The sequence below is a fragment of the Streptomyces sp. NBC_00435 genome, assembly GCF_036014235.1.
Taxonomy (GTDB): domain Bacteria; phylum Actinomycetota; class Actinomycetes; order Streptomycetales; family Streptomycetaceae; genus Streptomyces.
Genome location: NZ_CP107924.1, coordinates 3,239,560 through 3,263,915, shown reverse-complemented (window position 1 = coordinate 3,263,915; position 24,356 = coordinate 3,239,560). Strand labels below are relative to the sequence as shown.

Annotated in this window: 17 protein-coding genes and 2 rRNA genes; 11 read left to right on the top strand and 8 right to left on the bottom strand. The window is 69.9% G+C overall.

Translation table 11 applies throughout. The features are described from left to right. The first annotated feature begins 219 nt into the window (after nucleotides 1-219). Nucleotides 220-3,343: ribosomal RNA gene (locus tag OG389_RS14985) — 23S ribosomal RNA — on the top strand. A gap of 73 nt (nucleotides 3,344-3,416) precedes the next feature. Next, a 5S ribosomal RNA gene (gene rrf / locus OG389_RS14980) occupies nucleotides 3,417-3,534 on the top strand. A 217-nt stretch (nucleotides 3,535-3,751) separates the two neighbouring features. Here the strand turns inward: rrf and OG389_RS14975 are convergent. From OG389_RS14975 to OG389_RS14955, 5 genes are read right to left on the bottom strand one after another with little or no spacing between them, the layout of a single operon-like run. Continuing rightward, complete coding sequence (locus tag OG389_RS14975; protein ID WP_328298982.1) at nucleotides 3,752-5,062, bottom strand: DUF58 domain-containing protein; 1,311 nt, start codon at nucleotides 5,060-5,062, stop codon at nucleotides 3,752-3,754. Then, complete coding sequence (locus OG389_RS14970) at nucleotides 5,062-6,024, bottom strand: AAA family ATPase (protein WP_328298980.1); 963 nt, start codon at nucleotides 6,022-6,024, stop codon at nucleotides 5,062-5,064. The genes OG389_RS14975 and OG389_RS14970 overlap by 1 nt, the downstream gene beginning before the upstream one ends. Continuing rightward, a complete protein-coding gene (locus tag OG389_RS14965) occupies nucleotides 6,021-7,373 on the bottom strand; it encodes a DUF4350 domain-containing protein (protein WP_328298979.1) in 1,353 nt (450 codons plus the stop codon). Before OG389_RS14965 ends, OG389_RS14970 begins: the two co-directional genes overlap by 4 nt. Next, nucleotides 7,370-8,023: a DUF4129 domain-containing protein gene (locus OG389_RS14960; protein ID WP_328298978.1), complete on the bottom strand. Its 654-nt coding sequence runs from the start codon at nucleotides 8,021-8,023 to the stop codon at nucleotides 7,370-7,372. Before OG389_RS14960 ends, OG389_RS14965 begins: the two co-directional genes overlap by 4 nt. Before the next feature lie 7 nt (nucleotides 8,024-8,030). Further along, a complete protein-coding gene (locus tag OG389_RS14955) occupies nucleotides 8,031-9,269 on the bottom strand; it encodes a hypothetical protein (RefSeq protein ID WP_328298977.1) in 1,239 nt (412 codons plus the stop codon). Nucleotides 9,270-9,503: 234 nt separating this feature from the next. On the opposite strand from OG389_RS14955, the gene mtrA reads away from it, so the two are divergent. From mtrA to OG389_RS14925, 6 genes are all read left to right on the top strand, one after another. Continuing rightward, a complete protein-coding gene (mtrA, locus tag OG389_RS14950; protein WP_328298976.1) occupies nucleotides 9,504-10,193 on the top strand; it encodes a two-component system response regulator MtrA in 690 nt (229 codons plus the stop codon). 13 nt (nucleotides 10,194-10,206) lie between these two features. Further along, a complete protein-coding gene (gene mtrB, locus OG389_RS14945; RefSeq protein WP_443059277.1) occupies nucleotides 10,207-12,273 on the top strand; it encodes an MtrAB system histidine kinase MtrB in 2,067 nt (688 codons plus the stop codon). A 583-nt stretch (nucleotides 12,274-12,856) separates the two neighbouring features. Beyond that, complete coding sequence (locus OG389_RS14940; protein WP_443059429.1) at nucleotides 12,857-14,134, top strand: LpqB family beta-propeller domain-containing protein; 1,278 nt, start codon at nucleotides 12,857-12,859, stop codon at nucleotides 14,132-14,134. 178 nt (nucleotides 14,135-14,312) lie between these two features. Beyond that, on the top strand, nucleotides 14,313-15,137 hold the full coding sequence (locus tag OG389_RS14935) for a ComF family protein (protein WP_328298973.1): 825 nt from the start codon (nucleotides 14,313-14,315) through the stop codon (nucleotides 15,135-15,137). Between the two features lie 363 nt (nucleotides 15,138-15,500). Then, nucleotides 15,501-16,202 carry a ribosome hibernation-promoting factor, HPF/YfiA family gene (gene hpf, locus OG389_RS14930; RefSeq protein ID WP_443059276.1) on the top strand — a complete coding sequence of 234 codons (702 nt, stop codon included), beginning with the start codon at nucleotides 15,501-15,503 and terminating at the stop codon, nucleotides 16,200-16,202. Nucleotides 16,203-16,460: 258 nt separating this feature from the next. Continuing rightward, on the top strand, nucleotides 16,461-17,189 hold the full coding sequence (locus tag OG389_RS14925) for a response regulator transcription factor (RefSeq protein WP_328298971.1): 729 nt from the start codon (nucleotides 16,461-16,463) through the stop codon (nucleotides 17,187-17,189). 75 nt (nucleotides 17,190-17,264) lie between these two features. Here OG389_RS14925 and OG389_RS14920 read toward each other — a convergent pair whose 3' ends face one another. Continuing rightward, the gene (locus OG389_RS14920; RefSeq protein ID WP_328298970.1) at nucleotides 17,265-18,449 is read right to left on the bottom strand and encodes a winged helix-turn-helix domain-containing protein; all 1,185 of its coding nucleotides are present in this window, start codon (nucleotides 18,447-18,449) and stop codon (nucleotides 17,265-17,267) included. Nucleotides 18,450-18,458: 9 nt separating this feature from the next. After that, complete coding sequence (locus OG389_RS14915) at nucleotides 18,459-19,055, bottom strand: GNAT family N-acetyltransferase (protein WP_328298969.1); 597 nt, start codon at nucleotides 19,053-19,055, stop codon at nucleotides 18,459-18,461. 240 nt (nucleotides 19,056-19,295) lie between these two features. On the opposite strand from OG389_RS14915, the gene secA reads away from it, so the two are divergent. Beyond that, nucleotides 19,296-22,070, top strand: coding sequence for a preprotein translocase subunit SecA (secA, locus tag OG389_RS14910; RefSeq protein WP_328298968.1), 2,775 nt, complete (start codon nucleotides 19,296-19,298; stop codon nucleotides 22,068-22,070). A 107-nt stretch (nucleotides 22,071-22,177) separates the two neighbouring features. Here secA and OG389_RS14905 read toward each other — a convergent pair whose 3' ends face one another. Next, nucleotides 22,178-22,579 carry an Rv3235 family protein gene (locus OG389_RS14905; protein WP_328298967.1) on the bottom strand — a complete coding sequence of 134 codons (402 nt, stop codon included), beginning with the start codon at nucleotides 22,577-22,579 and terminating at the stop codon, nucleotides 22,178-22,180. Between the two features lie 305 nt (nucleotides 22,580-22,884). Here OG389_RS14905 and OG389_RS14900 point away from each other — a divergent pair, with 305 nt between their 5' ends. Together OG389_RS14900 and OG389_RS14895 are read left to right on the top strand one after the other, a co-directional pair. Then, nucleotides 22,885-23,385, top strand: a complete 501-nt coding sequence (locus OG389_RS14900; protein WP_328298966.1) for a DUF6912 family protein — start codon at nucleotides 22,885-22,887, stop codon at nucleotides 23,383-23,385. Beyond that, nucleotides 23,382-24,080, top strand: coding sequence for an HAD family hydrolase (locus OG389_RS14895; RefSeq protein WP_328298965.1), 699 nt, complete (start codon nucleotides 23,382-23,384; stop codon nucleotides 24,078-24,080). The genes OG389_RS14900 and OG389_RS14895 overlap by 4 nt, the downstream gene beginning before the upstream one ends. Nucleotides 24,081-24,356: the final 276 nt, after the last annotated feature.

The following is a 24,356-nucleotide window of genomic DNA, read 5'->3' as shown; positions in this document are numbered from 1 at the left end:
GTTGGCACGGTTTCCAAAACATCCTGTAAGTACTGCTTCGGCGTGGAAAACAGTGATAGTGGCGGGGATCGTGCTTGGCACGTTGTTGGGTATCTGAGGGTACGGCCGAAAGGCTGTCCTTCTGCGATGCCGGCCCCAGTGAACTCACCTGCTTGTCTGGTGGGGTGATGGGTGGCTGGTCGTTGCTTGAGAACTACACAGTGGACGCGAGCATCTGTAGGCCAAGTTTTTAAGGGCGCACGGTGGATGCCTTGGCACCAGGAACCGATGAAGGACGTGAGAGGCCGCGATAGGCCCCGGGGAGCTGCCAACTGAGCTTTGATCCGGGGGTGTCCGAATGGGGAAACCCGGCAGTCGTCATGGGCTGTCACCCACTGCTGAACACATAGGCAGTGTGGAGGGAACGCGGGGAAGTGAAACATCTCAGTACCCGCAGGAAGAGAAAACAACCGTGATTCCGGGAGTAGTGGCGAGCGAAACCGGATGAGGCCAAACCGTATGCGTGTGATACCCGGCAGGGGTTGCGCATGCGGGGTTGTGGGAATTCTTTTGATCGGTCTGCCGGCCGGTCGGCGAGTCAGAAACCGTTGATGTAGTCGAAGGACATGCGAAAGGTCCGGCGTAGAGGGTAAGACCCCCGTAGACGAAACATCAGCGGCTTGCTTAAGAATCTCCCAAGTAGCACGGGGCCCGAGAAATCCCGTGTGAATCTGGCGGGACCACCCGCTAAGCCTAAATATTCCCTGGTGACCGATAGCGGATAGTACCGTGAGGGAATGGTGAAAAGTACCGCGGGAGCGGAGTGAAATAGTACCTGAAACCGTGTGCCTACAAGCCGTGGGAGCGTCGCGCATTGAGTTTACTCAATGCGTCGTGACTGCGTGCCTTTTGAAGAATGAGCCTGCGAGTTAGCGGTGTGTAGCGAGGTTAACCCGTGTGGGGAAGCCGTAGCGAAAGCGAGTCCGAATAGGGCGATTGAGTTGCACGCTCTAGACCCGAAGCGGAGTGATCTAGCCATGGGCAGGTTGAAGCGGAGGTAAGACTTCGTGGAGGACCGAACCCACCAGGGTTGAAAACCTGGGGGATGACCTGTGGTTAGGGGTGAAAGGCCAATCAAACTCCGTGATAGCTGGTTCTCCCCGAAATGCATTTAGGTGCAGCGTCACGTGTTTCTTGCCGGAGGTAGAGCACTGGATAGGCGATGGGCCCTACCGGGTTACTGACCTTAGCCAAACTCCGAATGCCGGTAAGTGAGAGCGTGGCAGTGAGACTGTGGGGGATAAGCTCCATGGTCGAGAGGGAAACAGCCCAGAGCATCGACTAAGGCCCCTAAGCGTACGCTAAGTGGGAAAGGATGTGGAGTCGCAGAGACAACCAGGAGGTTGGCTTAGAAGCAGCCACCCTTGAAAGAGTGCGTAATAGCTCACTGGTCAAGTGATTCCGCGCCGACAATGTAGCGGGGCTCAAGCGTACCGCCGAAGTCGTGTCATTGCAGCTATAGGGCCAACGCCCGCTGTGATGGGTAGGGGAGCGTCGTGTGCCGGGTGAAGCAGCAGCGGAAGCTAGTTGTGGACGGTTCACGAGTGAGAATGCAGGCATGAGTAGCGATACACACGTGAGAAACGTGTGCGCCGATTGACTAAGGGTTCCTGGGTCAAGCTGATCTGCCCAGGGTAAGTCGGGACCTAAGGCGAGGCCGACAGGCGTAGTCGATGGACAACCGGTTGATATTCCGGTACCCGCTTTGAAACGCCCAATATCGAATCAGGCGATGCTAAGCCCGTGAAGCCGTTCCGGACCCTTCGGGGAAAGGAAAGTGGTGGAGCCGGCGGACCAGACTTGTAGTAGGTAAGCGATGGGGTGACGCAGGAAGGTAGTCCAGCCCGGGCGGTGGTAGTCCCGGGGTAAGGGTGTAGGCCGAGGGGTAGGCAAATCCGTCCCTCATATAAGGCTGAGACCTGATGCCGAGCCGATTGTGGTGAAGTGGATGATCCTATGCTGTCGAGAAAAGCCTCTAGCGAGTTTCATGGCGGCCCGTACCCTAAACCGACTCAGGTGGTCAGGTAGAGAATACCGAGGCGTTCGGGTGAACTATGGTTAAGGAACTCGGCAAAATGCCCCCGTAACTTCGGGAGAAGGGGGGCCATCACTGGTGATCGGATTTACTCCGTGAGCTGGGGGTGGCCGCAGAGACCAGCGAGAAGCGACTGTTTACTAAAAACACAGGTCCGTGCGAAGCCGTAAGGCGATGTATACGGACTGACGCCTGCCCGGTGCTGGAACGTTAAGGGGACCGGTTAGTCACATTTCGGTGTGGCGAAGCTGAGAACTTAAGCGCCAGTAAACGGCGGTGGTAACTATAACCATCCTAAGGTAGCGAAATTCCTTGTCGGGTAAGTTCCGACCTGCACGAATGGCGTAACGACTTCTCGACTGTCTCAACCATAGGCCCGGTGAAATTGCACTACGAGTAAAGATGCTCGTTTCGCGCAGCAGGACGGAAAGACCCCGGGACCTTTACTATAGTTTGATATTGGTGTTCGGTTCGGCTTGTGTAGGATAGGTGGGAGACTTTGAAGCCCCAACGCCAGTTGGGGTGGAGTCGTCGTTGAAATACCACTCTGGTCGTGCTGGATGTCTAACCTCGGTCCGTGATCCGGATCAGGGACAGTGTCTGATGGGTAGTTTAACTGGGGCGGTTGCCTCCCAAAAAGTAACGGAGGCGCCCAAAGGTTCCCTCAGCCTGGTTGGCAATCAGGTGTTGAGTGTAAGTGCACAAGGGAGCTTGACTGTGAGACCGACGGGTCGAGCAGGGACGAAAGTCGGGACTAGTGATCCGGCGGTGGCTTGTGGAAGCGCCGTCGCTCAACGGATAAAAGGTACCCCGGGGATAACAGGCTGATCTTCCCCAAGAGTCCATATCGACGGGATGGTTTGGCACCTCGATGTCGGCTCGTCGCATCCTGGGGCTGGAGTCGGTCCCAAGGGTTGGGCTGTTCGCCCATTAAAGCGGTACGCGAGCTGGGTTTAGAACGTCGTGAGACAGTTCGGTCCCTATCCGCTGTGCGCGTAGGAATATTGAGAAGGGCTGTCCCTAGTACGAGAGGACCGGGACGGACGAACCTCTGGTGTGCCAGTTGTCCTGCCAAGGGCATGGCTGGTTGGCTACGTTCGGGAGGGATAACCGCTGAAAGCATCTAAGCGGGAAGCCTGCTTCAAGATGAGTATTCCCACCTCCTTGAGAGGGTAAGGCTCCCAGTAGACGACTGGGTTGATAGGCCAGATGTGGAAGCCCGGTAACGGGTGGAGCTGACTGGTACTAATAGGCCGAGGGCTTGTCCTCAGTTGCTCGCGTCCACTGTGTTAGTTCTGAAGTAACGAACTGTGTCATATCCGGTTGGTTAACTTCATAGTGTTTCGGTGGTCATAGCGTTAGGGAAACGCCCGGTTTACATTCCGAACCCGGAAGCTAAGCCTTTCAGCGCCGATGGTACTGCAGGGGGGACCCTGTGGGAGAGTAGGACGCCGCCGAACAAATTTTATGGGGAAGCCCCGTACCAGGTAACTGGTACGGGGCTTTTCTGCGTTCAGGGACTTTTTCGCAGAGCCCGGTCCTCCGGGAGAGCCATGACCTCGGGTGTCCGGGCCTCGATCCGGCGGCGCAGGCGCACCACGTTCAGCCCGTGGGGAGCAGTGGGCTCATCATGGTGGGTGCGCGCCCAGGCTATCCAGATCGGGACGGTCGGAACGGCTACAGCCGGCCGGCCGCCTTGAGGGCCAGGTAGGCGTCGGCCAGGGCCGGGGCCAGGGTTTCGGGGGTGGCGTCGACCACGTGGACGCCGTGGCGGGTGAGCTGGTCCGCGGTGCGGCGGCGGGCGGACTGGGACTGGGTGCCTGCGGCGGCTTCGTAGACGGCTTCGAGGGTGCCGCGGGACTTGGTCATCTCCTCGATGTGCGGGTCCGCGACCGAGGCCAGCAGGACCGTGTGCCGCTGGGTGAGGCGGGGGAGGAGCGGGAGCAGGCCCTCCTCGATCGGGGCCGCGTCGAGGCTGGTCAGGAGGACCACCAGGGAGCGGCGCGGGGCGCTGCGCAGGATGGTGGAGACCAGGGTGCGGGAGTCGGTCTCGACGAGCTCCGGTTCCAGGGTGGCCATCGCGTTGACGAAGGCCGGGAGGGTGTCGGCGGCCGAGCGGGCCTGGATCTGGGCGCGGGGGCGGCGGTCGTGGGCCAAGAGGTCCACGCGGTCGCCTGCACGGGTGGCCAGGGCCGTCAGGAGGAGGGCCGCGTCCATCGAGGCGTCGAGTCGGGGGGCGTCGCCGACGCGGCCCGCCGAAGTACGGCCCGTGTCCAGGCAGATGAGGATGTGGCGGTCGCGTTCCGGGCGCCAGGTGCGGACGGCGACCTTGTTCTGGCGGGCGGTGGCCCGCCAGTCGATGGAACGGGTGTCGTCACCGGGTACGTAGTCGCGCAGGCTGTCGAACTCCGTGCCCTCACCGCGCGTCAGGACGCTGGTGCGGCCGTCGAGTTCGCGCAGCCGGGCGAGGCGGGAGGGGAGGTGCTTGCGGCTGGCGAAGGGCGGGAGCACGCGGACCGTCCACGGGACGGTGTGGTGGCCCTGACGGGCCAGCAGGCCCAGCGGCCCGTACGAGCGGATCGTGACGCGGGCCGCCAGGCGGTCGCCGCGGCGGGTGGGCCGCAGGCGGGTGGTGAGGCGGCGGCGTTCGCCCGCGGGGATCGTCAACGCTTGCCGTGAGGCGTCGAATTCGGTGCCCGGGACCCAGCTGCTGGGGGGCCAGGCGTCGCGGATCCGGGCGCGCAGGGTGCGGGCGGAGGGGTTGGTGACGGTGAGGTGCACGTCGGCGGCTTCGCCCAGGCGCACCGACGTGTCGCCGGAGCGGGCCAGGTGGAGCGTGCGGACCGGTGCCGCGAGGGCGTAGTCGACGGCGCAGGCCAGGGCGATGGGGCCGTTGACCGCGAGCATTCCCGTCCAGCTCGGTTCGAGGATGCCGACGGGGATGCTGCCGAGGGCCGCGAGGAGGGCGGCGCGTCCGGTGAATCCCATCAGCGCGGGACGGGGACGTGGGTGAGGATCGCGGTGATGACCGCGTCGGCCGTGACGCCCTCCATCTCGGCCTCGGGGCGCAGCTGTACGCGGTGGCGCAGGGTCGGCAGGGCGAGGGCCTTGACGTCGTCGGGGGTGACGTAGTCGCGGCCGGTGAGCCAGGCCCAGGCGCGGGCGGTGGCCAGCAGGGCGGTCGCGCCGCGGGGGGAGACGCCGAGGGTGAGGGAGGGGGACTCGCGGGTGGCCCGGCAGATGTCGACGACATACGCGGTGATCTCCGGGGAGACGGCGGTGGCCTCGACGGCCTTGCGGGCCGCCTCGAGTTCGGCGGGCCCGGCGACCGGGCGGATCCCGGCGCCGTGCAGGTCGCGCGGGTTGAAGCCGGCCGCGTGCCGGGTCAGTACGCCGATCTCGTCCTCGCGGGAGGGGAGGGGGACGGTGAGCTTCAGGAGGAAGCGGTCGAGCTGGGCCTCGGGGAGGGGGTAAGTGCCCTCGTACTCCACCGGGTTCATGGTGGCGGCGACGAGGAACGGCTCCGGCAGCTTGCGGGGGGTGCCGTCGACGGTGACCTGGCGCTCCTCCATCGCCTCGAGGAGGGAGGACTGGGTCTTGGGGGGCGTGCGGTTGATCTCGTCGGCGAGGAGGAGATTGGTGAAGACCGGGCCGTTCTGGAAGGAGAACTCCGCGGTGCGGGCGTCGTAGACGAGGGAGCCGGTGACGTCGCTCGGCATCAGGTCGGGGGTGAACTGGACGCGCTTGGTGTCGAGTTCGAGGGAGGCGGCGAGAGCCCGTACGAGGAGGGTCTTCGCGACGCCGGGGACGCCTTCGAGGAGGACGTGGCCACGGCAGAGGAGGGCTACGACGAGACCGGTGACGGCGGAGTCCTGGCCGACCACGGCCTTTCCGATCTCGGTGCGGAGCGCTTCCAGGGCGGAGCGGGCGCTGTCCGTGGTGGCCGTCATGAGGTGCGGACCTCTCTTTCGAGGGCGTCGAGGTGGTCGGCGAGCGCGACGAGCGCCGCGTCGGTGGTGGGGGTGGTGCCGAAGAGCAGGGTGCTCGGGTCCTGGGCGGGCGCGGTGGCGGCCGTGAGGCGGGCCGAGACGGCGGGGACCAGGGCGACGGGGTCGTGGGCCTGCGAAGGCGGTACGCCGACCAGGGCGGCCAGGCGTTCGCGGGCGGCGGCGCGCAGCACGGTGGCGGCGCGGTCGCGGGCGCCGGCCTTGAAGTACAGGCGGGCGCGGCCCTCGGTGGCCTCGGAGGCGCGGATGAGGACGGGCAGGCGTTCGGTGACGAGCGGGCCGAGGCGGCGGGCGCGCCAGAGGGCGGCGACGGCGGCGGCGAGGAAGAGCTGGAGCAGGGCCCAGCTCCAGCCGGCGGGGATCAGGTCGAGGAAGTCCCGCTGCTGGCCGTCGGTGGCCGCGGGGGTGCTGTCCGCGGGGGACGGCAGGTACCAGACGAGGTGGGGGCGGGAGCCGAGGAGTTGGAGTGCGAGGGAGGCGTTGCCCTCCTCGGCGAGGCTCTTGTTGAGGAGGGTGTTCTCGGAGCCGAGCAGGACGGTGTCTCCGCCGGGGGTGCCGGTCGGCAGGACGAGCAGGGTGGGGTGGCCACCGGCGGGGTAACAGCCGGTGGCTCCGGGGGTGTTGGTGGTGTAGCGGTAGCCGCCTCCGGTGGCGGCGCGGCCGGCGGCCTTCGCGGCGGGGAGGGTGCAGGTGGTGCCCGGGTCGAGGTCGGCGTCCGGGGTGGTGGTGCTGCCGTGGGTGCGGGTGCCGGGGGCCAGGGCGGGCAGGCTCAGGACGCTCGGGGCGAGCAGGACGGTGCGGCCGCCGGAGAGGTCGATGGCGGAGCGGATCGAGCGCAGCCGGGTCTCGTCGAGCCGGTCGGGGTCGGTGACCAGCAGGGTCGTGTCGGGGCCGGCGGCGTCGGCGGCCTCCGCGGCGGTGGTGACGACGCGGGTGCTGACACCGCGGGCCTCGAGGAGCTCGGCGACGGCCTGGCTGCCGTAGGGGTCGGCGGAGCGGGGATCGAGGTAGCCGTGCCGGGCACCGGAGTTCAGGGCGGCGAGGGCCAGCCCGGCGACGAGGAGCACCGCGAGCGCGACGAGGAGGCCCCGGGCGCGGGTCCACAGGTCCCGGGGCCGGGCGCCTCCGGCGGTCGTGGCGGGCCCGGTGGCCGTTCCCTCCCGGGCCGGAGTCGACTCCGTGGTCAGGGACGGGGCCGGTGCCGGTGCCACTGCCGGGGGCGCGTGGTTCGGGTCCGGGGTGGCGCCGGGTGGGGGTGCGGGGACTCGGGGGTCCGGGGTGGGGCGGGTCATCGGGTGGGGCCCGTCAGGAGGGGCTTCGTGCGGGACAGGGCCTGGTCCAGGGTGCGCAGGGTGGCGTACATCGTCGCGTCGGCCGGGCGTGCGCCGTAGGTGACGTCGTCGAAGGTGCGGGCGGCCGCGTGGAGGGCCGCGGCGTGGGACGGGAGGGAGACGGCGGCCTCGGCGGCCGCCTCGTCCGCGGTGCGGCCGGGGCGGGGGTCGAGCAGGGTGCGCTCCTCCAGGGAGCGGACGACGGCCCGCATGCGCTCCTGGACGGCCTCGCTCCAGCGGCTGTCGGCGGCCAGCGCCTCGGCGGCCGTGCGGTGGTCCGCCGCGCTGCGTACGCGGTCGTCGAAGAGGTGGCCCGCCGAGGTCGCGGACCGGCGTGGGGTGCCGAGGCGCCACCACAGCGCGGCGATGACGAGGACGACGAGGACGGCGACGGCGACGAGTCCGGCCGTGCCGCCGGGGGTCGCTCCGGAGGCGTGCTCGAAGAGGCTCCCGATCCAGTCCCAGAACCGGTTCATGGCACGCCTCACCAGGCCCGGGTCGTTCTGGTGGTACGCCGGTTTGGACAGCTCGTGCCGTGCCGCCCCGCGAGCGGCCTCACGTCCCGTCGTGACCGGTGGTGTCTCCGAGAGCAGGCCCCCTATGCTCCTCATCCCCGCGTCAGCCCGCGGTCGGTGGCGACGCCGCGCCGTAGTTCTCGATGCCGGCCGCCCGGGCGAGTTCCAGGTCGAGGGCCTCGCGGCGGATCCGCTGGTCGACGTAGAGCAGGACCGTGACGCCCGACTGGATCGGCATGGTGATGGTCATCGCGAGGACGGCGCCGATCGCCGTGACGATCAGGTACCCCCAGCTGCTGGTCCCGGTGCCCTCGGCGAGGTTCTGGAGGCCGTCACCGAACAGTGTCGCGCCCACGATCGTCAGCGGCGTGGCGATGATCATGGAGACGAAGAGCGTGATGACGGCGGTGAGGACGGTGATGCCGAAGACCCGCCACCAGGAGCCCTTGACCAGCTTGGAGGAGCGGGCGAGGGACTTGAGGACCGGCGCCTTCTCCAGTATCAGCGCGGGCGAGGCGAGCGAGAACTTGATCCACAGCCACACGATCAGCCCGAGACCTGCGATTCCGCCGAAGGCGCCGAGGGCGATGTTCCCGAGGAGGGCGCCGGGCAGGATCAGTACGAAGGCCAGGAGGCTCGCGCCGAGCCCCAGGAGCAGGGTCAGACCGGCCAGCCGCAGCAGCTGCGAGCGGGCACCGCGCCAGGCCGCGCCGATCGAGGAGTCCTGGCCGAGCACCGAACGGCTGAAGATCATCGTGAGCATCGCGGTGGCCACGATGCTGCCGACGAGCTGGAGGAAGAGATCCGCGCCGGTCAGTGCCAGGCCGCTGCCCAGGCTGTTGAAGACGTCCTCGGGGGCGATCTCGGGGCGCGCCGGGTCGATGGCGAGGTCCGAGAGCGCGTACTTCTGCATGACCACGGTGGCCAGCTGCACGACGACGGACACGGCCAGGGTGATCGGCAGCACCGAGCGCCAGTGCTTGCGCATGGTGGCGACCGCGCCGTCGAGGATCTCGCCCAGGCCGAGCGGGCGCAGCGGGATCACGCCCGGCTTGGCCGCCACGACCTGGTTGCCCCAGCTGCCGGGCGGGCCGCCGCCGTTCTGGGGCGGGTAGCCGCCGCCGTACGAGCCCCAGCCCTGCTGGGGCCGCGCGGGCTCCGGCTGCTGAGGGGGCTGCCCGGGGGCCGGGCTCGACCACTGGCCGGGCGGCGGCTGCTCGGCGGACCACTTCGGATCGCCGCCCGGGGGCTGCGGGGCCGGCGCGGGTGGCTGCGTACCGTGGGAGCCCTCACCATCGGACGGAGAGGATCCGGGCGTAGCCCAGCCCGGAGAGTCGTTCATCGTCGCTCCTTCACGTGCACTGCTGGTGCGGGGCGCTTGGTCCGGCTGCCATCGTGCCATGTGACAACCTCGAACGGACCAGCCGTCCCGTGGATCCCGGACCGTTCGCGCCTTCATTTGACGCGGGGATCCGGGGCACACTGGGCGACCTGATCTCCACGCAGGTCCGAGGGACGATTTCCAGCCCCTTTGGCTGTGGGACAGCTCACCGCCGGGTAACGATTAGCTAATGGGATGATGTCAAGCATGAAGGGACGAGTCCTTGTCGTCGACGACGACACCGCGCTGGCCGAGATGCTCGGCATTGTGCTGCGTGGAGAAGGTTTTGAGCCGTCGTTCGTAGCGGACGGTGACAAGGCGCTGGCTGCCTTCCGGGAGGCGAAGCCGGACCTGGTCCTGCTCGACCTCATGCTGCCCGGAAGGGACGGCATAGAGGTGTGCAGGCTGATCCGGGCCGAGTCCGGGGTGCCGATCGTCATGCTCACCGCCAAGAGCGACACGGTGGACGTCGTGGTGGGCCTGGAGTCCGGGGCCGACGACTACATCGTGAAGCCGTTCAAGCCGAAGGAGCTGGTGGCCCGTATCCGGGCCCGTCTGCGCCGGTCGGAGGAGCCCGCACCCGAGCAGCTGACCATCGGTGACCTGGTCATCGACGTGGCCGGGCACTCGGTCAAGCGCGAGGGCGCCTCGATCGCCCTGACCCCGCTCGAGTTCGACCTGCTGGTCGCCCTCGCGCGCAAGCCCTGGCAGGTGTTCACCCGAGAGGTGCTGCTGGAGCAGGTCTGGGGCTACCGGCACGCGGCGGACACCCGCCTGGTCAACGTGCACGTGCAGCGGCTGCGCTCCAAGGTCGAGAAGGACCCCGAGCGCCCCGAGATCGTCGTGACGGTGCGCGGTGTCGGCTACAAGGCCGGACCGAGCTGACATGAAACCCGGCATGCCCCGTGGCCGCTCCCGCTGGGGAGCGCTGCGGGGAAGCCGGCTGCTCCGTGACGGAACGGCCGGCGGCCCAGTGCTGCGGCTGTGCGTACGCCTCGTACGCCGGCCGCTGCTTCCGGCTGTCCGGCTCTGGCGGCGCAACATCCAGCTCCGGGTGGTCGCCGCCACCCTGCTCATCTCACTCGCCGTGGTCCTCGCCCTCGGGTTCGTGGTCATCGCCCAGGTCAGCAAGGGCCTCCTCGACGCCAAGGAGGAGGCCGCGCAGAGCCAGGCCGCGGGAGGGTTCGCGGTCGCACAGGAGAAGGCCAACACGCCGTACACGGCCGACGGGCCCGACGCCTCCGACAACAAGGTCGGCCGCGACGCCAGCACCTGGATGAACTCCCTGGTCAAACAGCTCGCCAGTGGTGGGCAGAGCGCCTTCGAGGTCGCCGCGCTGGGCGCGGGCACCGGAACCGGCGAGGAACAGCAGGCCGGCCGCGGGGCGGTCGGTGTCCGCGGCGCCCGTGCCTCCGGCAACGTGGACCCGACGGGCAGCGTCCCGCTGGGGCTGCGCCGCAACGTCAACCACGCCACCGGCGCCTTCAAGACCTTCTCCCGGATCCGCTACACCGACGCCGGGGACAAGGCGGCCGAGCCCGCCCTCGTCATCGGCAAGCGGCTCACGGACATCAACGGCGACCCGTACGACCTGTACTACCTCTTCCCGCTGACCCAGGAGGAGGAGTCCCTCAACCTGGTCAAGGTCACCATCGCCACCGCCGGGCTCTTCGTCGTCGTCCTCCTCGGCGGGATCGCCTGGCTCGTCGTGCGCCAGGTCGTCACCCCCGTGCGGATGGCCGCCGGGATCGCCGAGCGGCTCTCCGCCGGGCGGCTCCAGGAGCGGATGAAGGTCACCGGGGAGGACGACATCGCCCGATTGGGCGAGGCGTTCAACAAGATGGCCCAAAACCTCCAGAGCAAGATTCAGCAGCTGGAGGACCTGTCCCGGCTGCAGCGCCGCTTCGTCTCGGACGTCTCCCACGAGCTGCGCACCCCTCTCACGACGGTACGGATGGCCGCGGACGTCATCCACGACGCCCGCGCCGACTTCGACCCGGTCACCGCACGCTCCGCCGAGCTCCTCGCCGGGCAGCTCGACCGCTTCGAGTCGCTCCTGGGCGACCTGTTGGAGATCAGCCGGTTCGACGCGGGCGCCGCCGCCCTGGAGGCGGATGCGATCGACCTGCGGGACGTCGTGCACCGCGTCATCGACGCCGCCGAACCGCTCGCCGAACACAAGCACACCCGGATCCGCGTCCTCGGCGACACCCAGCCGGTGATAGCGGAGGCCGATGCCCGGCGCGTGGAGCGGGTCCTGCGCAACCTCGTCGTCAACGCCGTCGAGCACGGGGAGGGCCGCGACGTGATCGTCCGGCTCGCCTCGGCGGGCGGGGCCGTCGCCGTGGCCGTACGGGACTACGGGGTCGGGCTCAAGCCCGGCGAGGCCACCCGCGTCTTCAACCGCTTCTGGCGGGCGGACCCGGCGCGGGCGCGCACGACCGGCGGTACCGGCCTCGGCCTGTCCATCGCCGTCGAGGACGCCCGGCTGCATGGCGGCTGGCTCCAGGCGTGGGGCGAGCCCGGCGGAGGCTCGCAGTTCCGCCTGACCCTGCCGCGCACCGCCGACGAGCCGCTGCGCGGATCGCCGATCCCGCTGGAGCCCGAGGACTCCCGGGCCAACCGGGCCAGGGCCGCCGCGGAGGGCTCCCTGGCGCCCCGCGAACCGGCGGAGCCCGCGGGGCGGCCCGACCGGTCGCCGATTCCGCCGAGGTCCTCGGTCGGCGGCGCGCTGACGGTACCGGCCGACCCGACGGCGCTGCCCGGCAGCGGGGCGCGGGTCGTCACCCGTCCGGCGGAGCAGGCGGTGACCGGCGCGGGTAGCGGCGCCGGGGCCGGGAGCGGCGTCGCGAACGGCGCCGGGAACGGGACGGCGGGTGCCGGGCCGGGCGGGGCGGGCGGAGCAGCGGACCGAGAGGGTGGAGCCGGTGGAGCGGGCGGAGCGGGTGGATCGCATGGGCACTGACCCGGACTGTCCGCGGACGGACATCGCGCGGACGGAAATCCCGCCTCGCGGGCCCCGTACGCTGCGCACCCTCAGGGCCTACGCCTTCGGTACGGCCGGGCTGCTGCTCGCCGGCTGCGCCTCCATGCCCGACCACGGCGAGATCCGGCCCGTGCAGGCCACGCAGGGCGTCGACTCCCAGGTCCGCGTCTTCGGCGTGCCGCCGGCCCCCCGGGCCAGCCCGCAGGAGATCGTCGACGGCTTCCTGGAGGCCATGACCAGCGACGACCCGCAGCTCCAGACCGCCCGCAAGTACCTCACCGAGGACGCGGCGAAGAACTGGAAGCCCGCCTCGGCCGTCACCGTGCTCTCCTCCGGCCTCGACCGGTTCTCCGTACAGGGCGAGAAGGACCCGGCGGCCCCCCGCTTCAAGGTCGCGGGCAAGACGCTGGCCACGGTGGACGAGCGCAGCGCCTACCAGCCGGAGACCGGCGACCGGCGTTACGAGGAGTTCCTCCAGCTCACGCAGGAGAACAAGGAGTGGCGGATCGCGACCCCGCCCAGGGGCCTGGTCCTGAGCGAGTCCGACTTCCAGCGCATCTACATGCCGGTCAACAAGTACTACTTCGCGGGCGGCACGCTCGTCGCCGACCCCGTCTACATGCGCCAGCGCAGCGACCCCGACTCCCGGATGGACCCCACCACCCAGACCGTCAAATCGCTGCTGGAGGGCCCCTCCAAGTGGCTCGGGCCCGTCGTGACCTCCAGCTTCCCCACCGGGACCGAACTGCGCGAGGGCACCAAGTCCCTTTCGTACGACGGCCAGAACACCCTGCGCGTGCCGCTGAACGAGAAGGCGGACGACGTCGCGGGGCCCCAGTGCCAGAAGATGGCCACCCAACTCCTGTACACCGTCAAGGATCTGACGGGCTCCCGGGTCGACCGGGTCGAACTCGTGCGCGCCGACGGCGAGTCCTCGCTGTGCCAGGTCACCGAGGCCACCGCCGCCGGGATCGCCAACCGGCCGCTCTCGCCCGGCCACCAGTACTACGTGGACAGCGAGGGCCGGCTCCAGTGGATGAGCCTGGACCCCAACCGGGAGGAGCAGGAACCCTCGAGGCCGGTACCCGGGCCGCTGTCCGGGAACCCGCCCTTCAAGGTCTCCTCCGCAGCCGTCGCCTACGACGAGAAGCGCGCCGCGGTCGTCTCCGACGACGGCCACGGGCTGTACGTGGTCAACCTGACCACCGCCGGACCGATGCCGCAGCCCCTGCTGACCGGCAAGGGCGCCAAACCGAACGGGCTCACCACCCCCACGTGGGACGCGGCCGGCGATCTGTGGGTCGCGGACCCGGACCCGCAGGCCCCGGCACTGTGGCGGCTGCCCCGCGGGGCCGGGCCGGCCGAGCGGGTCGAGGTGTCCGGGCTCGACGGCGGGCGGATCACGGGGCTGAAGGCCTCGCCCGACGGGGTACGGATGGCGCTGCTGGTGGAGCGGCAGGGCCGCAAGACCCTGTACATCGGCCGGATCGAACGGCCCGACGGCAAGGGCGACGCCTCGGCGGTCTCGGTGCGCGAGCTGCGCCCGGCCGCCCCCCAGCTGGCTGACGTCACGGCGATGAGCTGGGCGCCGCGGGGCCGGCTGCTGGTGGTGGGCCGCGAGAGCGGCGGGGTCGTGCAGGCCCGCTACATGCTGGCCGACGGCTCGATGGTCGGGGCGGGGCTGCCCGGCGCGACCGGGCTGGAGGCGGTCGCTGCGAGTGAGGACGAGAAGAAGCCGGTGGTCGCCTCCTCGGCGGAGGACGGGATCGTCTGGCTGCCGCCGGGGGCGCAGTGGCGCATGGTGGCGGCGGGCGGCCGCGCGCCGGTCTACCCGGGCTGAGCCCCGCTCAGGGCTCTCTCCCCGGGCCGCCCGGGGTTGCTCCCGGGCTCGGCCGGGCACCCTGTCCTTGCCGGCGCTGCCCTGCCCTGCTCCGCCCCGCGCTGTCCTGGGTCCGGCCCGCCCTCCCGCTGTCCACAGGGGTGGCGGGGGCACGGCCCCGGCCAGCAGAGTGGACCTCGTGCGGGAATGGTGGCGGGGGCTGACGGGTGAGCTCGCCGGGCTGGTGCTGCCGGTCGACTGCGCCGGGTGCGGGGCCGTCGGGGAAACGCTGTGCGCAGCCTGCCGGTCGGAGCTCGGCGGGGCCGGGGCGGGCCCGGTACGCCCGTCTCCGCGCCCTGCGGGGCTGCCCGCGGTGTATGCGGCCGCCGTGTACCGGGAGGCCGTACGGGCCGTCGTGCTGGCCCACAAGGAGCGCGGCGCGCTCCCCCTGGCCGGGCCCCTGGGCGCAGCCCTGGCGGCGGCGGTCCGAGCGGGCGCGCAGGGGTGCGGCGGGGCGGGTAGGGTGGGGGAGGGGGAAGTGGCCCTGGTTCCGGTGCCCTCCGCGCGTCACCGGGTGCGGGCGCGCGGACACGACCCGGCGCGCAGGATCGCGCTGGCCGCCTCGGCGCGGCTGCGGCGGGAGGGCGTGCCCGCGCGCGTGACGCCCGTACTGCGGCTGCGGCGGGCGGTGGCCGACCAGGCGGGTCTGGGGGCGTCGGAGCGCCGGGAGAACCTCGCGGGGGCGCTGGAGGCGCGTCCAGGTGCCGGCCGGGTGACGGCGGGGGCGGCCCGGATCGTGATCGTGGACGACCTGATCACCACCGGGTCCACGCTGGTGGAGGCGGCGCGCGCCCTGCGTGCGGTGGGGATCGGGAGCCCGGCCGGGGCGGGGCCGGGGGCCGTGGTGACGGCCGCGGTGGTGGCCGCGCCGGTGGACGCCTTCGTCCACCCCGGCGCGGTTGACGACTCCGGGCGGATCCGGGCGGATCCGGTCCGCAACTCGAACAGAGCAAAAAACTTGTGAATACATTTGGAACTGGGAGGGAAGGCGCATCGTTGCAGGTAGTAAGAGGGAACGGCCACCTGAACGGAGGTACGTTCCGGTAGCGGGTGCCGACAACCGGCATAGAGGGATATGTTCGGTTGTAAGGAATTGGCGAGCCTTGGGCCCCGCGCATCGGATCGAGCATTTCGAGCGTCTGTACGTTTCGGAAACTTCGTGTCAGAGGTTGTCCCTCGACTCCGAAGTCGGTGGGGTGTAGATCTTGCCGGTGGGGGAGGAGGAGGTGGAAGTCGCCAAGTCCGAGGCTCCGGTGTTCACCGGAGTCTGGTGCGAAAGGGAGACGCTTCGCCCCTGGGGCGGAGCTATCCGGGAACGGAGTTCTGCGTGGACATCGTCGTCAAGGGCCGTAAGACCGAGGTGCCCGACCGGTTCCGCAAGCACGTGGCCGAGAAGCTGAATCCGGAGCGGATCCAGAAGCTCGACGCCAAGGTGATCAGCTTGGACGTCGAGGTGTCCAAGGAGCACAACCCGCGCCAGGCCGACCGTTCCGACCGCGTGGAGATCACCCTGCGTTCGCGGGGCCCGGTGATTCGTGCCGAAGCCGCCGCCGCAGACCCGTACGCGGCGCTCGACCTCGCTCAGGACAAGCTGGAGGCCCGGCTGCGCAAGCAGCACGACAAGCGCCACACCCGTCGTGGTACCGGACGGCTCTCGGCCGCCGAGGTCGCCGACGTGGTCCCGAACGCGGCGACCCTCAACGGCAACGGCGAGCCGGTCAACGGCGAGAAGGCGGAGGCGATTCCGACCACCCGGATCGGAACGCTGGAAGTACAGGGCGAAGGCCCGCTCATCGTTCGCGAGAAGACCCACACGGCCGTACCCATGTCGCTCGACCAGGCTCTCTACGAGATGGAACTGGTCGGTCACGACTTCTACCTGTTCGTCGACTCCGACACCAAGATGCCGAGCGTCGTCTACCGGCGTCATGGCTACGACTACGGCGTGATCCACCTCAACGCCTCCGATGCCGCGTCCAGCTCGGGCGGGCTCGACGGTGCCGGAGCCGGTGGAGCGCTCGGCGGCTGAACCGCTGATTCCGGACTGATTGCGGGCTGAATTCGGACGTACGTGCGGTGCCCCCGCGTTCGCTCAGGCGGGCGCGGGGGCATTTGTGCGATGCGGTGGCTTCAACTCGATGGCTCACAGTGGCTGGTAATCATCGGCCTGTAATCGTCCGCCCCCGACCGGCCGCGCGGGCATGGAATCATGTCGGGCAGTCAGCCGGCGACCGCTCTCGTCGGATTGACCCAGCAGCTCAGCACACGCGGTGCAGGGGGAGGAACGATGGCGGACAGCTTCGGGCCGGTGCGCGATGACGACGGTGCGGGCTGCCGTGAGGAGGGCCGGACGGCAGAGCCGATCCGGGTGCTCGTGGTCGACGACCACGCCCTGTTCCGGCGCGGGCTGGAAATCGTCCTCGCGCAGGAGGAGGACATCCAGGTCGTCGGCGAGGCGGGTGACGGTGCGGAGGCCGTGGACAAGGCGGCGGACCTGCTGCCGGACATCGTGCTGATGGACGTACGGATGCCCAGGCGCGGCGGGATCGAGGCGTGCACGTCGATCAAGGAGGTGGCGCCCTCCGCGAAGATCATCATGCTGACGATCAGCGACGAGGAGGCGGACCTCTACGACGCCATCAAGGCCGGGGCGACGGGGTACCTCCTGAAGGAGATCTCGACGGACGAGGTCGCCACCGCGATCCGGGCGGTGGCCGACGGGCAGTCGCAGATCAGCCCGTCGATGGCGTCGAAGCTGCTGACGGAGTTCAAGTCGATGATCCAGCGGACCGACGAGCGGCGGCTGGTGCCGGCGCCGAGGCTGACGGACCGGGAGCTCGAGGTCCTGAAACTGGTGGCCACCGGGATGAACAACCGGGACATCGCCAAGCAGTTGTTCATCTCGGAGAACACCGTGAAGAACCACGTGCGCAACATCCTGGAGAAGCTGCAGCTGCACTCCCGGATGGAAGCGGTGGTGTACGCGATGCGGGAGAAGATCCTCGAGATCCGCTGAGCGGGTCCGGGTCCGGGTCCGGGTCCGGGTCCGGCCTAGGCGTAGGCGTAGGCGCGGGTGGCCGGGCCCGGGGGTTCAGAGGGCGGCCAGCTCCGAGGTCACCGCCCGGGCCTCCGCGGGAGAGGCGGCGCGGTCGATCCGGACCGTGTCGCAGCCGACCCAGGAGGCGGCTTCCCTCAGGGCCTGGGCCATGGGACGGGCCGCCTTGGGCGTGGTCAGCGAGAGCTGGCGGGCCACCAGGGTGGTGCCCTCGCGGGCCGGGTCGACGCGGCCCTGGAGGTGGCCCCCGGCCAGCAGGGGCATCGCGAAGTAGCCGTGGATCCGCTGGGGTTTGGGGACGTACGCCTCCAGGCGGTGGGTGAAACCGAAGATCCGCTCGGTGCGCGGGCGGTCCCAGACGAGGGAGTCGAAGGGGGAGAGCAGGGTGGTGCGGTGGCGGCCCCGGGGAGGCGACGCCAGGGCCGCGGGGTCGGCCCAGGCCGGCTTGGACCAGCCCTCCACCTCCACCGGGACCAGGCCCGAGTCCGCGACGACCGCGTCGAAGTCCGGTCCCTTGAGACGGTGGTAGTCCGCGATGTCGGACCGGGTGCCCACGCCCAGCGACTGTCCCGCCAGGGCGACCAGGCGCCGCTTGCACTCGAGGTCGTCCAGGGCGTCGTGGAGCAGCGCTCCGGGGACGGCCCGCTCGGGCAGGTCGTAGACCCGCTTCCAGCCGCGCCGTTCGGTGCAGACGACCTCGCCGATGTCCAGGAGCCATTCCACAGCGATCTTCGTCTCGGACCATTCGAACCATTCGCCGCCGTTCTTGGCGCCGCCGAGTTCGGTGGAGGTGAGCGGGCCCTCGGCCGCCAGCCGGTCCAGGACGGTCTTCGTCGAGCGGTCCTTGTCCTGCAGGACGTGCCAGCGGTGGCCGCGCGCCTTGCGGGCCCGGCGGCGGAAGGCGAAGTGCGGCCATTCCTCGATGGGCAGGATGCAGGCCGCGTGCGACCAGTACTCGAAGGCGTGCTGGTCCGACCAGTACGAGGCCTCGACGGCGGACCGGCCGACCGCTCCCAGGCGCGCGTACGGGACGAGCTCGTGGGAGCGGGCCAGTACGGAGATCGTGTCGAGCTGGACGGCGCCCAGGTGGCGCAGGACACCGCGGACGCCGCCCTTGCGGTCGGGTGCTCCCAGGAACCCCTGCACGCGCAGGGCGATGCGGCGCGCATCGTCGGCGGACAGGGACACGGTCGGCCGCGGCCGGGGTGTGGCGGTCGTCATGACCGCACCCTAGACCCGGCCACCGACAGCGGTCCTCGGAGCGGGTGAGGGCAGGTAGGGGAGGCGGGAGGGCAGGCCCAGGTCCGAGGGGAGCAGCGCGCCCACCCAGCAGTCCCGCAGGGTGCCGCGGTGTTCCATGCCCGCGCGCTGGACGCCCTCGACGGTGAAGCCGGCCTTCTCCGCGACCGCGCGGGAGGCGTCGTTGCCGATGCCGGCCCGCCAGATCATCCGGACGCAGCCGGCCTCGGTGAAGGCCCAGGGCAGTACGGCGGTCAGGGCCTCGGGCAGGTAGCCGCGGCCCCGGTACGCGGCGACGGTCCAGTAGCCGAGCTCGTGCACGGACGGGCCGCGCGGCACGATCCCGAGGGTGGCGACGAGCGGGCCGTCGGCGCCGAGGCGGACCGCGAAGTTGTACTCGGAGTCGTCCTGCCACCCGGCCGGGCCCCTGGCCACGTACTCCTCGGCGTCCGTGCGCGCGTACGGGACCGGTACGGGGATCCAGCGCTGGATGGCCGGGTCCTGACACGCGGCGTGCACCTCGGCGATGTCAGACGGGAGGTGGGGGCGCAGGACGAGGCGGCCGGTGGTCAGGGTGATCGGTTCCATGGACGGATTCTGCTGGTGGAGGACAGCGGGGGCGAACACTTTTTGGGGAAGTGGGACGATCCGTCCCGGCACCTTCGGCGCCTCCCGCGCGTTCTCATATCCGGGCAGTCCTGTCCCGCGGCAGTGCGGGCCTCCCGACGCGACCGCGTCCTCGCTTACGATGGCCGTTGCGGTGGGGCCCACCCTCCGTGCCCGTGTACGAACCAGTGCCAGGCCCGACCGGCAAGGAGACAAACCTCGGTGTCCGTCTTCAACAAGCTCATGCGTGCAGGCGAAGGCAAGATCCTCAAAAAACTGCACCGCATCGCGGACCAGGTCAACTCCATCGAAGAGGACTTCGTCAACCTCTCCGACGCCGACTTGCGTGCGCTCACGGACGAGTACAAGCAGCGCTTCCAGGACGGCGAGAGCCTGGACGACCTGCTGCCCGAGGCCTTCGCGACCGTCCGCGAGGCCGCCAAGCGCGTCCTCGGCCAGCGTCACTACGACGTCCAGATCATGGGCGGTGCCGCCCTGCACCTCGGCTACGTCGCCGAGATGAAGACCGGTGAGGGCAAGACCCTCGTCGGCACGCTTCCCGCGTACCTGAACGCGCTGTCCGGCAAGGGCGTCCACCTGATCACGGTGAACGACTACCTCGCCGAGCGCGACTCCGAGATGATGGGCCGGGTGCACAAGTTCCTCGGTCTGGAGGTCGGGTGCATCCTGGCGAACATGTCTCCGGCGCAGCGCCGTGAGCAGTACGCCAACGACATCACGTACGGAACGAACAACGAGTTCGGCTTCGACTACCTCCGCGACAACATGGCGTGGTCGCAGGAGGAGCTCGTCCAGCGCGGCCACAACTTCGCCGTGGTCGACGAGGTCGACTCGATCCTCGTCGACGAGGCCCGTACCCCGCTGATCATCTCGGGCCCGGCCGACCAGGCGACGAAGTGGTACGCGGACTTCGCGAAGCTGGTCACCCGCCTGACCAAGGGCGAGCCCGGCCAGCCGCTGAAGGGCATCGAGGAGACCGGCGACTACGAGGTCGACGAGAAGAAGCGCACCGTCGCCATCCACGAGACCGGTGTCGCGAAGGTCGAGGACTGGCTCGGCATCGAGAACCTCTACGAGGCGGTCAACACCCCGCTCGTCGGCTACCTGAACAACGCCATCAAGGCGAAGGAACTGTTCAAGGCCGACAAGGACTACGTCGTCATCGACGGCGAGGTCATGATCGTCGACGAGCACACCGGCCGCATCCTGGCGGGCCGCCGCTACAACGAGGGCATGCACCAGGCGATCGAGGCGAAGGAAGGGGTGGACATCAAGGACGAGAACCAGACCCTTGCCACGATCACCCTGCAGAACTTCTTCCGCCTGTACTCGAAGCTGTCGGGCATGACCGGTACGGCCATGACCGAGGCCGCGGAGTTCCACCAGATCTACAAGCTCGGTGTCGTCCCGATCCCGACCAACCGCGACATGGTCCGCAAGGACCAGGCGGACCTGATCTACCGCACCGAGGTCGCGAAGTTCGCCGCCGTCGTCGACGACATCGCGGAGAAGCACGAGAAGGGCCAGCCGATCCTCGTCGGTACGACGTCGGTCGAGAAGTCCGAGTACCTCTCCCAGCAGCTCTCCAAGCGGGGCATCCCGCACGAGGTGCTGAACGCGAAGCAGCACGAGCGCGAGGCCTCGATCGTCGCGCAGGCCGGCCGCCGCGGCGCCGTCACGGTCGCCACGAACATGGCCGGCCGCGGTACCGACATCAAGCTCGGCGGCAACCCGGACGACCTCGCCGAGGCCGAGCTGCGCCAGCGCGGTCTGGACCCGGAGGAGCACATCGAGGAGTGGGCGCACGCCCTTCCCGAGGCGCTCACGCGGGCCGAGGCGGCCGTGAAGGCGGAGTTCGAGGAGGTCAAGGAGCTCGGCGGGCTGTACGTGCTGGGCACCGAGCGCCACGAGTCGCGCCGTATCGACAACCAGCTGCGCGGCCGCTCCGGCCGTCAGGGCGACCCGGGCGAGTCCCGTTTCTACCTGTCGCTGGGCGACGACCTGATGCGCCTGTTCAAGGCACAGATGGTCGAGCGCGTCATGTCGATGGCGAACGTGCCGGACGACGTGCCGATCGAGAACAAGATGGTCACCCGCGCCATCGCGTCGGCCCAGTCGCAGGTCGAGACCCAGAACTTCGAGACGCGCAAGAACGTCCTGAAGTACGACGAGGTGCTCAACAACCAGCGCACGGTCATCTACGCCGAGCGCCGGCGCGTCCTGGAGGGCGAGGACCTCCAGGAGCAGATCCGGCACATGATGGACGACACGATCGACGCGTACATCACGGCCGAGACGGTCGAGGGGTTCGCGGAGGAGTGGGACCTGGACCGGCTGTGGACCGCCTTCCGGCAGCTCTACCCGATCAAGGTCACGGTGGAGGAGCTGGAGGACGCCGCGGGCGACCGCGCGGGCATCACCGCCGAGTTCATCGCGGAGTCCGTCAAGGACGACATCCACGAGCAGTACGAGGCGCGCGAGACCGCGCTCGGTTCCGACATCATGCGCGAGCTGGAGCGGCGCGTGGTGCTGTCGGTGCTGGACCGCAAGTGGCGTGAGCACCTGTACGAGATGGACTACCTGCAGGAGGGCATCGGCCTGCGGGCGATGGCCCAGAAGGACCCGCTGGTCGAGTACCAGCGCGAGGGCTTCGACATGTTCAACGCCATGCAGGAGGGCATCAAGGAGGAGTCCGTCGGCTACCTGTTCAACCTGGAGGTCCAGGTCGAGCAGCAGGTCGAGGAGGTCCTGGTGTCGGACGCCGGCCCGTCGCTGGCGAAGCCGGAGATCCGGGCCAAGGGTCTGGATGCCCCGCAGCGGCCGGACCGCCTGCACTTCTCCGCCCCGACCGTGGACGGGGAGGGCGGCGTCGTCGAGGGGGACTTCGAGTCGGAGTCCGGTGACGACTCCGGGATGACGCGCGCGGAGCGCCGCAAGGCCGCCAAGGCCACGGGCGGCCGTCGCCGCAAGAAGTAACCGCCGCCGTTCGCGGCGTGCCCGCCGGGGCCGGACACCACGTACCGCGTGGGGTCCGGCCCCGGGGTCGTCGTAGGGGGTACGGGCGCCGCGTGCGGTCCGCGGGGTCACGGGCGCAGGCCCTGGAGTTCGACGGCCGCGCAGCGCCAGCGCAGGTCGGGTCCCTGTTCCAGGCGGAAGGCCAGTGCCGTCAGCCGGTCCCCGGTGGCGATGCGGGCGAAGGCCTCGATGATCCCCGGCCCCGGAGTGAAACGGCCGCAGCCGCGGATCACGGGGGCGAGTCGGTCGCACAGGGGGTCCGCGGGGGCCAGGGCGATCAGCTGGTCGTAGGCGGGGCCGACGGTGTGGCCCATCAGCGAGTGGACCGGACGGCGGCCGGTGAGCACCGCCAGCAGCCGGTCGGCGAACCAGTGGTGCGGGCCGCGGTGGACGACGGCCGGAGGCCGGTGCTGGTCGCGCCGGCCGGGGGGCCGGGTGGTGTTCCTGGTCCGGGCGGTCCTGGTGGTCATGGCGGTCGTCCCCCGAGAAGGCCGGGCCCGGATCGAGTACCGGGCGGTAACTTGGTAGGGGACTTCTACGGGCTCGCGAACACACTCCGCAACGGCGCCGCGGAGGCCGCGGGCCCCCGGCCCGCCTTCACCTATCCGGGTCGCCGTCCCACGCTCCGGCACCCCCCGGGGCCTGCCCGCCGGGCGCGAGGTGGACGCCTCCCGGCTCCGGCCCGGCACCCCGAAGGGGGACGCGACCGGTCACGGACGGAGGCGGGTGCGGTCGTATCCTGGAGGCGTTTTCCGACTACCGAAAGCAGCCGGCCATGCGCGTGTACGTCCCCCTGACCCTGCCCGGCCTCGCCGAGGCGCACCAGGCGGGTGAGTTGGGTCCGGCCCCGCTGCGGGCCTACGCCGTCACGCCCGCGCTGCGCGAGTGGTACGCGTCGGACGACATCGAGGAGCTGGAGTACGCCGCGCTGACCCTGGCCGCCGCCGCCTCGCTGCGGATGATCGCCGAGGACGGGGCCGCGCCCTCCAAGCGGGTCGTCGTGGCCGTGGACGTGGACGACAAGGCGGCCACCGCGGCCCCCGGTGCCGACGGGGACGCGGTCGGCCAGGTGGAGCTCGCCGGGGCCGTACGGCTCTCGGTGGCGGCCGCGGTGCACGTGGACGCGCAGGACGCCCTGGAGGACGTGAACGCCGCCGTACGGGCCGTCGAGGCCGCGGACCAGGGCGACCGGGAGGCCCAGTCCACCGTCGACGGGGCCGAGGACCACGAGCTGCTCTGGTTCGGGATCCAGGAGATCCCGGGGCTGCTGAAGTGAGCCAGGCCCCCGCCCCCGCCTCCACCCCCACCGCGGCCGCCTCGCACATCGTCTGGGACTGGAACGGCACGCTGCTCCACGACATCGACGCCGTCATAGCGGCGACGAACGCCTCCTTCGCCGAGTTCGGCTTCGCGCCGATCACCCTGGAGCGCTACCGCGAGCTGTACGTCGTACCGGTGCCGAGGTTCTACGAGCGGCTCATGGGCCGGCTGCCCACGGACGCCGAGTGGGCCGTCATGGACGAGGCCTTCCACCGTCACTACTGGGCCGTCGCCGAGGACGCCGGGCTCGCCGAGGGGGCCCGGGAGCTGCTGCGGGACTGGCAGGCGGCCGGGCTCACGCAGTCCCTGCTGTCCCTGGCACCCCACGACAAGCTCGTACCACTCGTCCGGGCGCACGGCATCGACCGGCACTTCCTGCGCGTCGACGGGCGCATCGGCCCCTCGCACACCACCAAGGCGGGACATCTCGTACGTCACATGGAGGCCCTGGACGGGACGGGGGTGACGGCCGGCCGTACGGTGCTCATCGGAGACGCCGTGGACGACGCGCTGGCCGCCGCGCACGTGGGCGCGAGGGCCGTGCTCTACACCGGTGGTTCACACAGTCGCAGCAGTCTGGAATCGGCCGGTGTCCCGGTCGTCGACAGCCTGGCGGAGGCCGTACGCACGGCTCGCGAGCTGGCCGGATAGCGACAGGGCGATGAGCGGAGAGCGACGACGCGGCGGTCTGGCACGCCAGATCAGGCCAGTCGCTGTCCAGAGTGTCAAAGTTCCACCCCCGGTTTTGTACACATACAGCTCATGACGAGTCGGGGGTGGGGCGAGATAGCCTGGTACCCGTGATCAGCGCGATAGTCCTCGGAGGCACTGAAGCCTCCGGCCAGCGCCCGGCGCACCACCGTGCCCGGGCCATCGCTGATCCCCGCCGCCGGGACATCCTGCCGATCATGGCCGATTTCCTCCCGA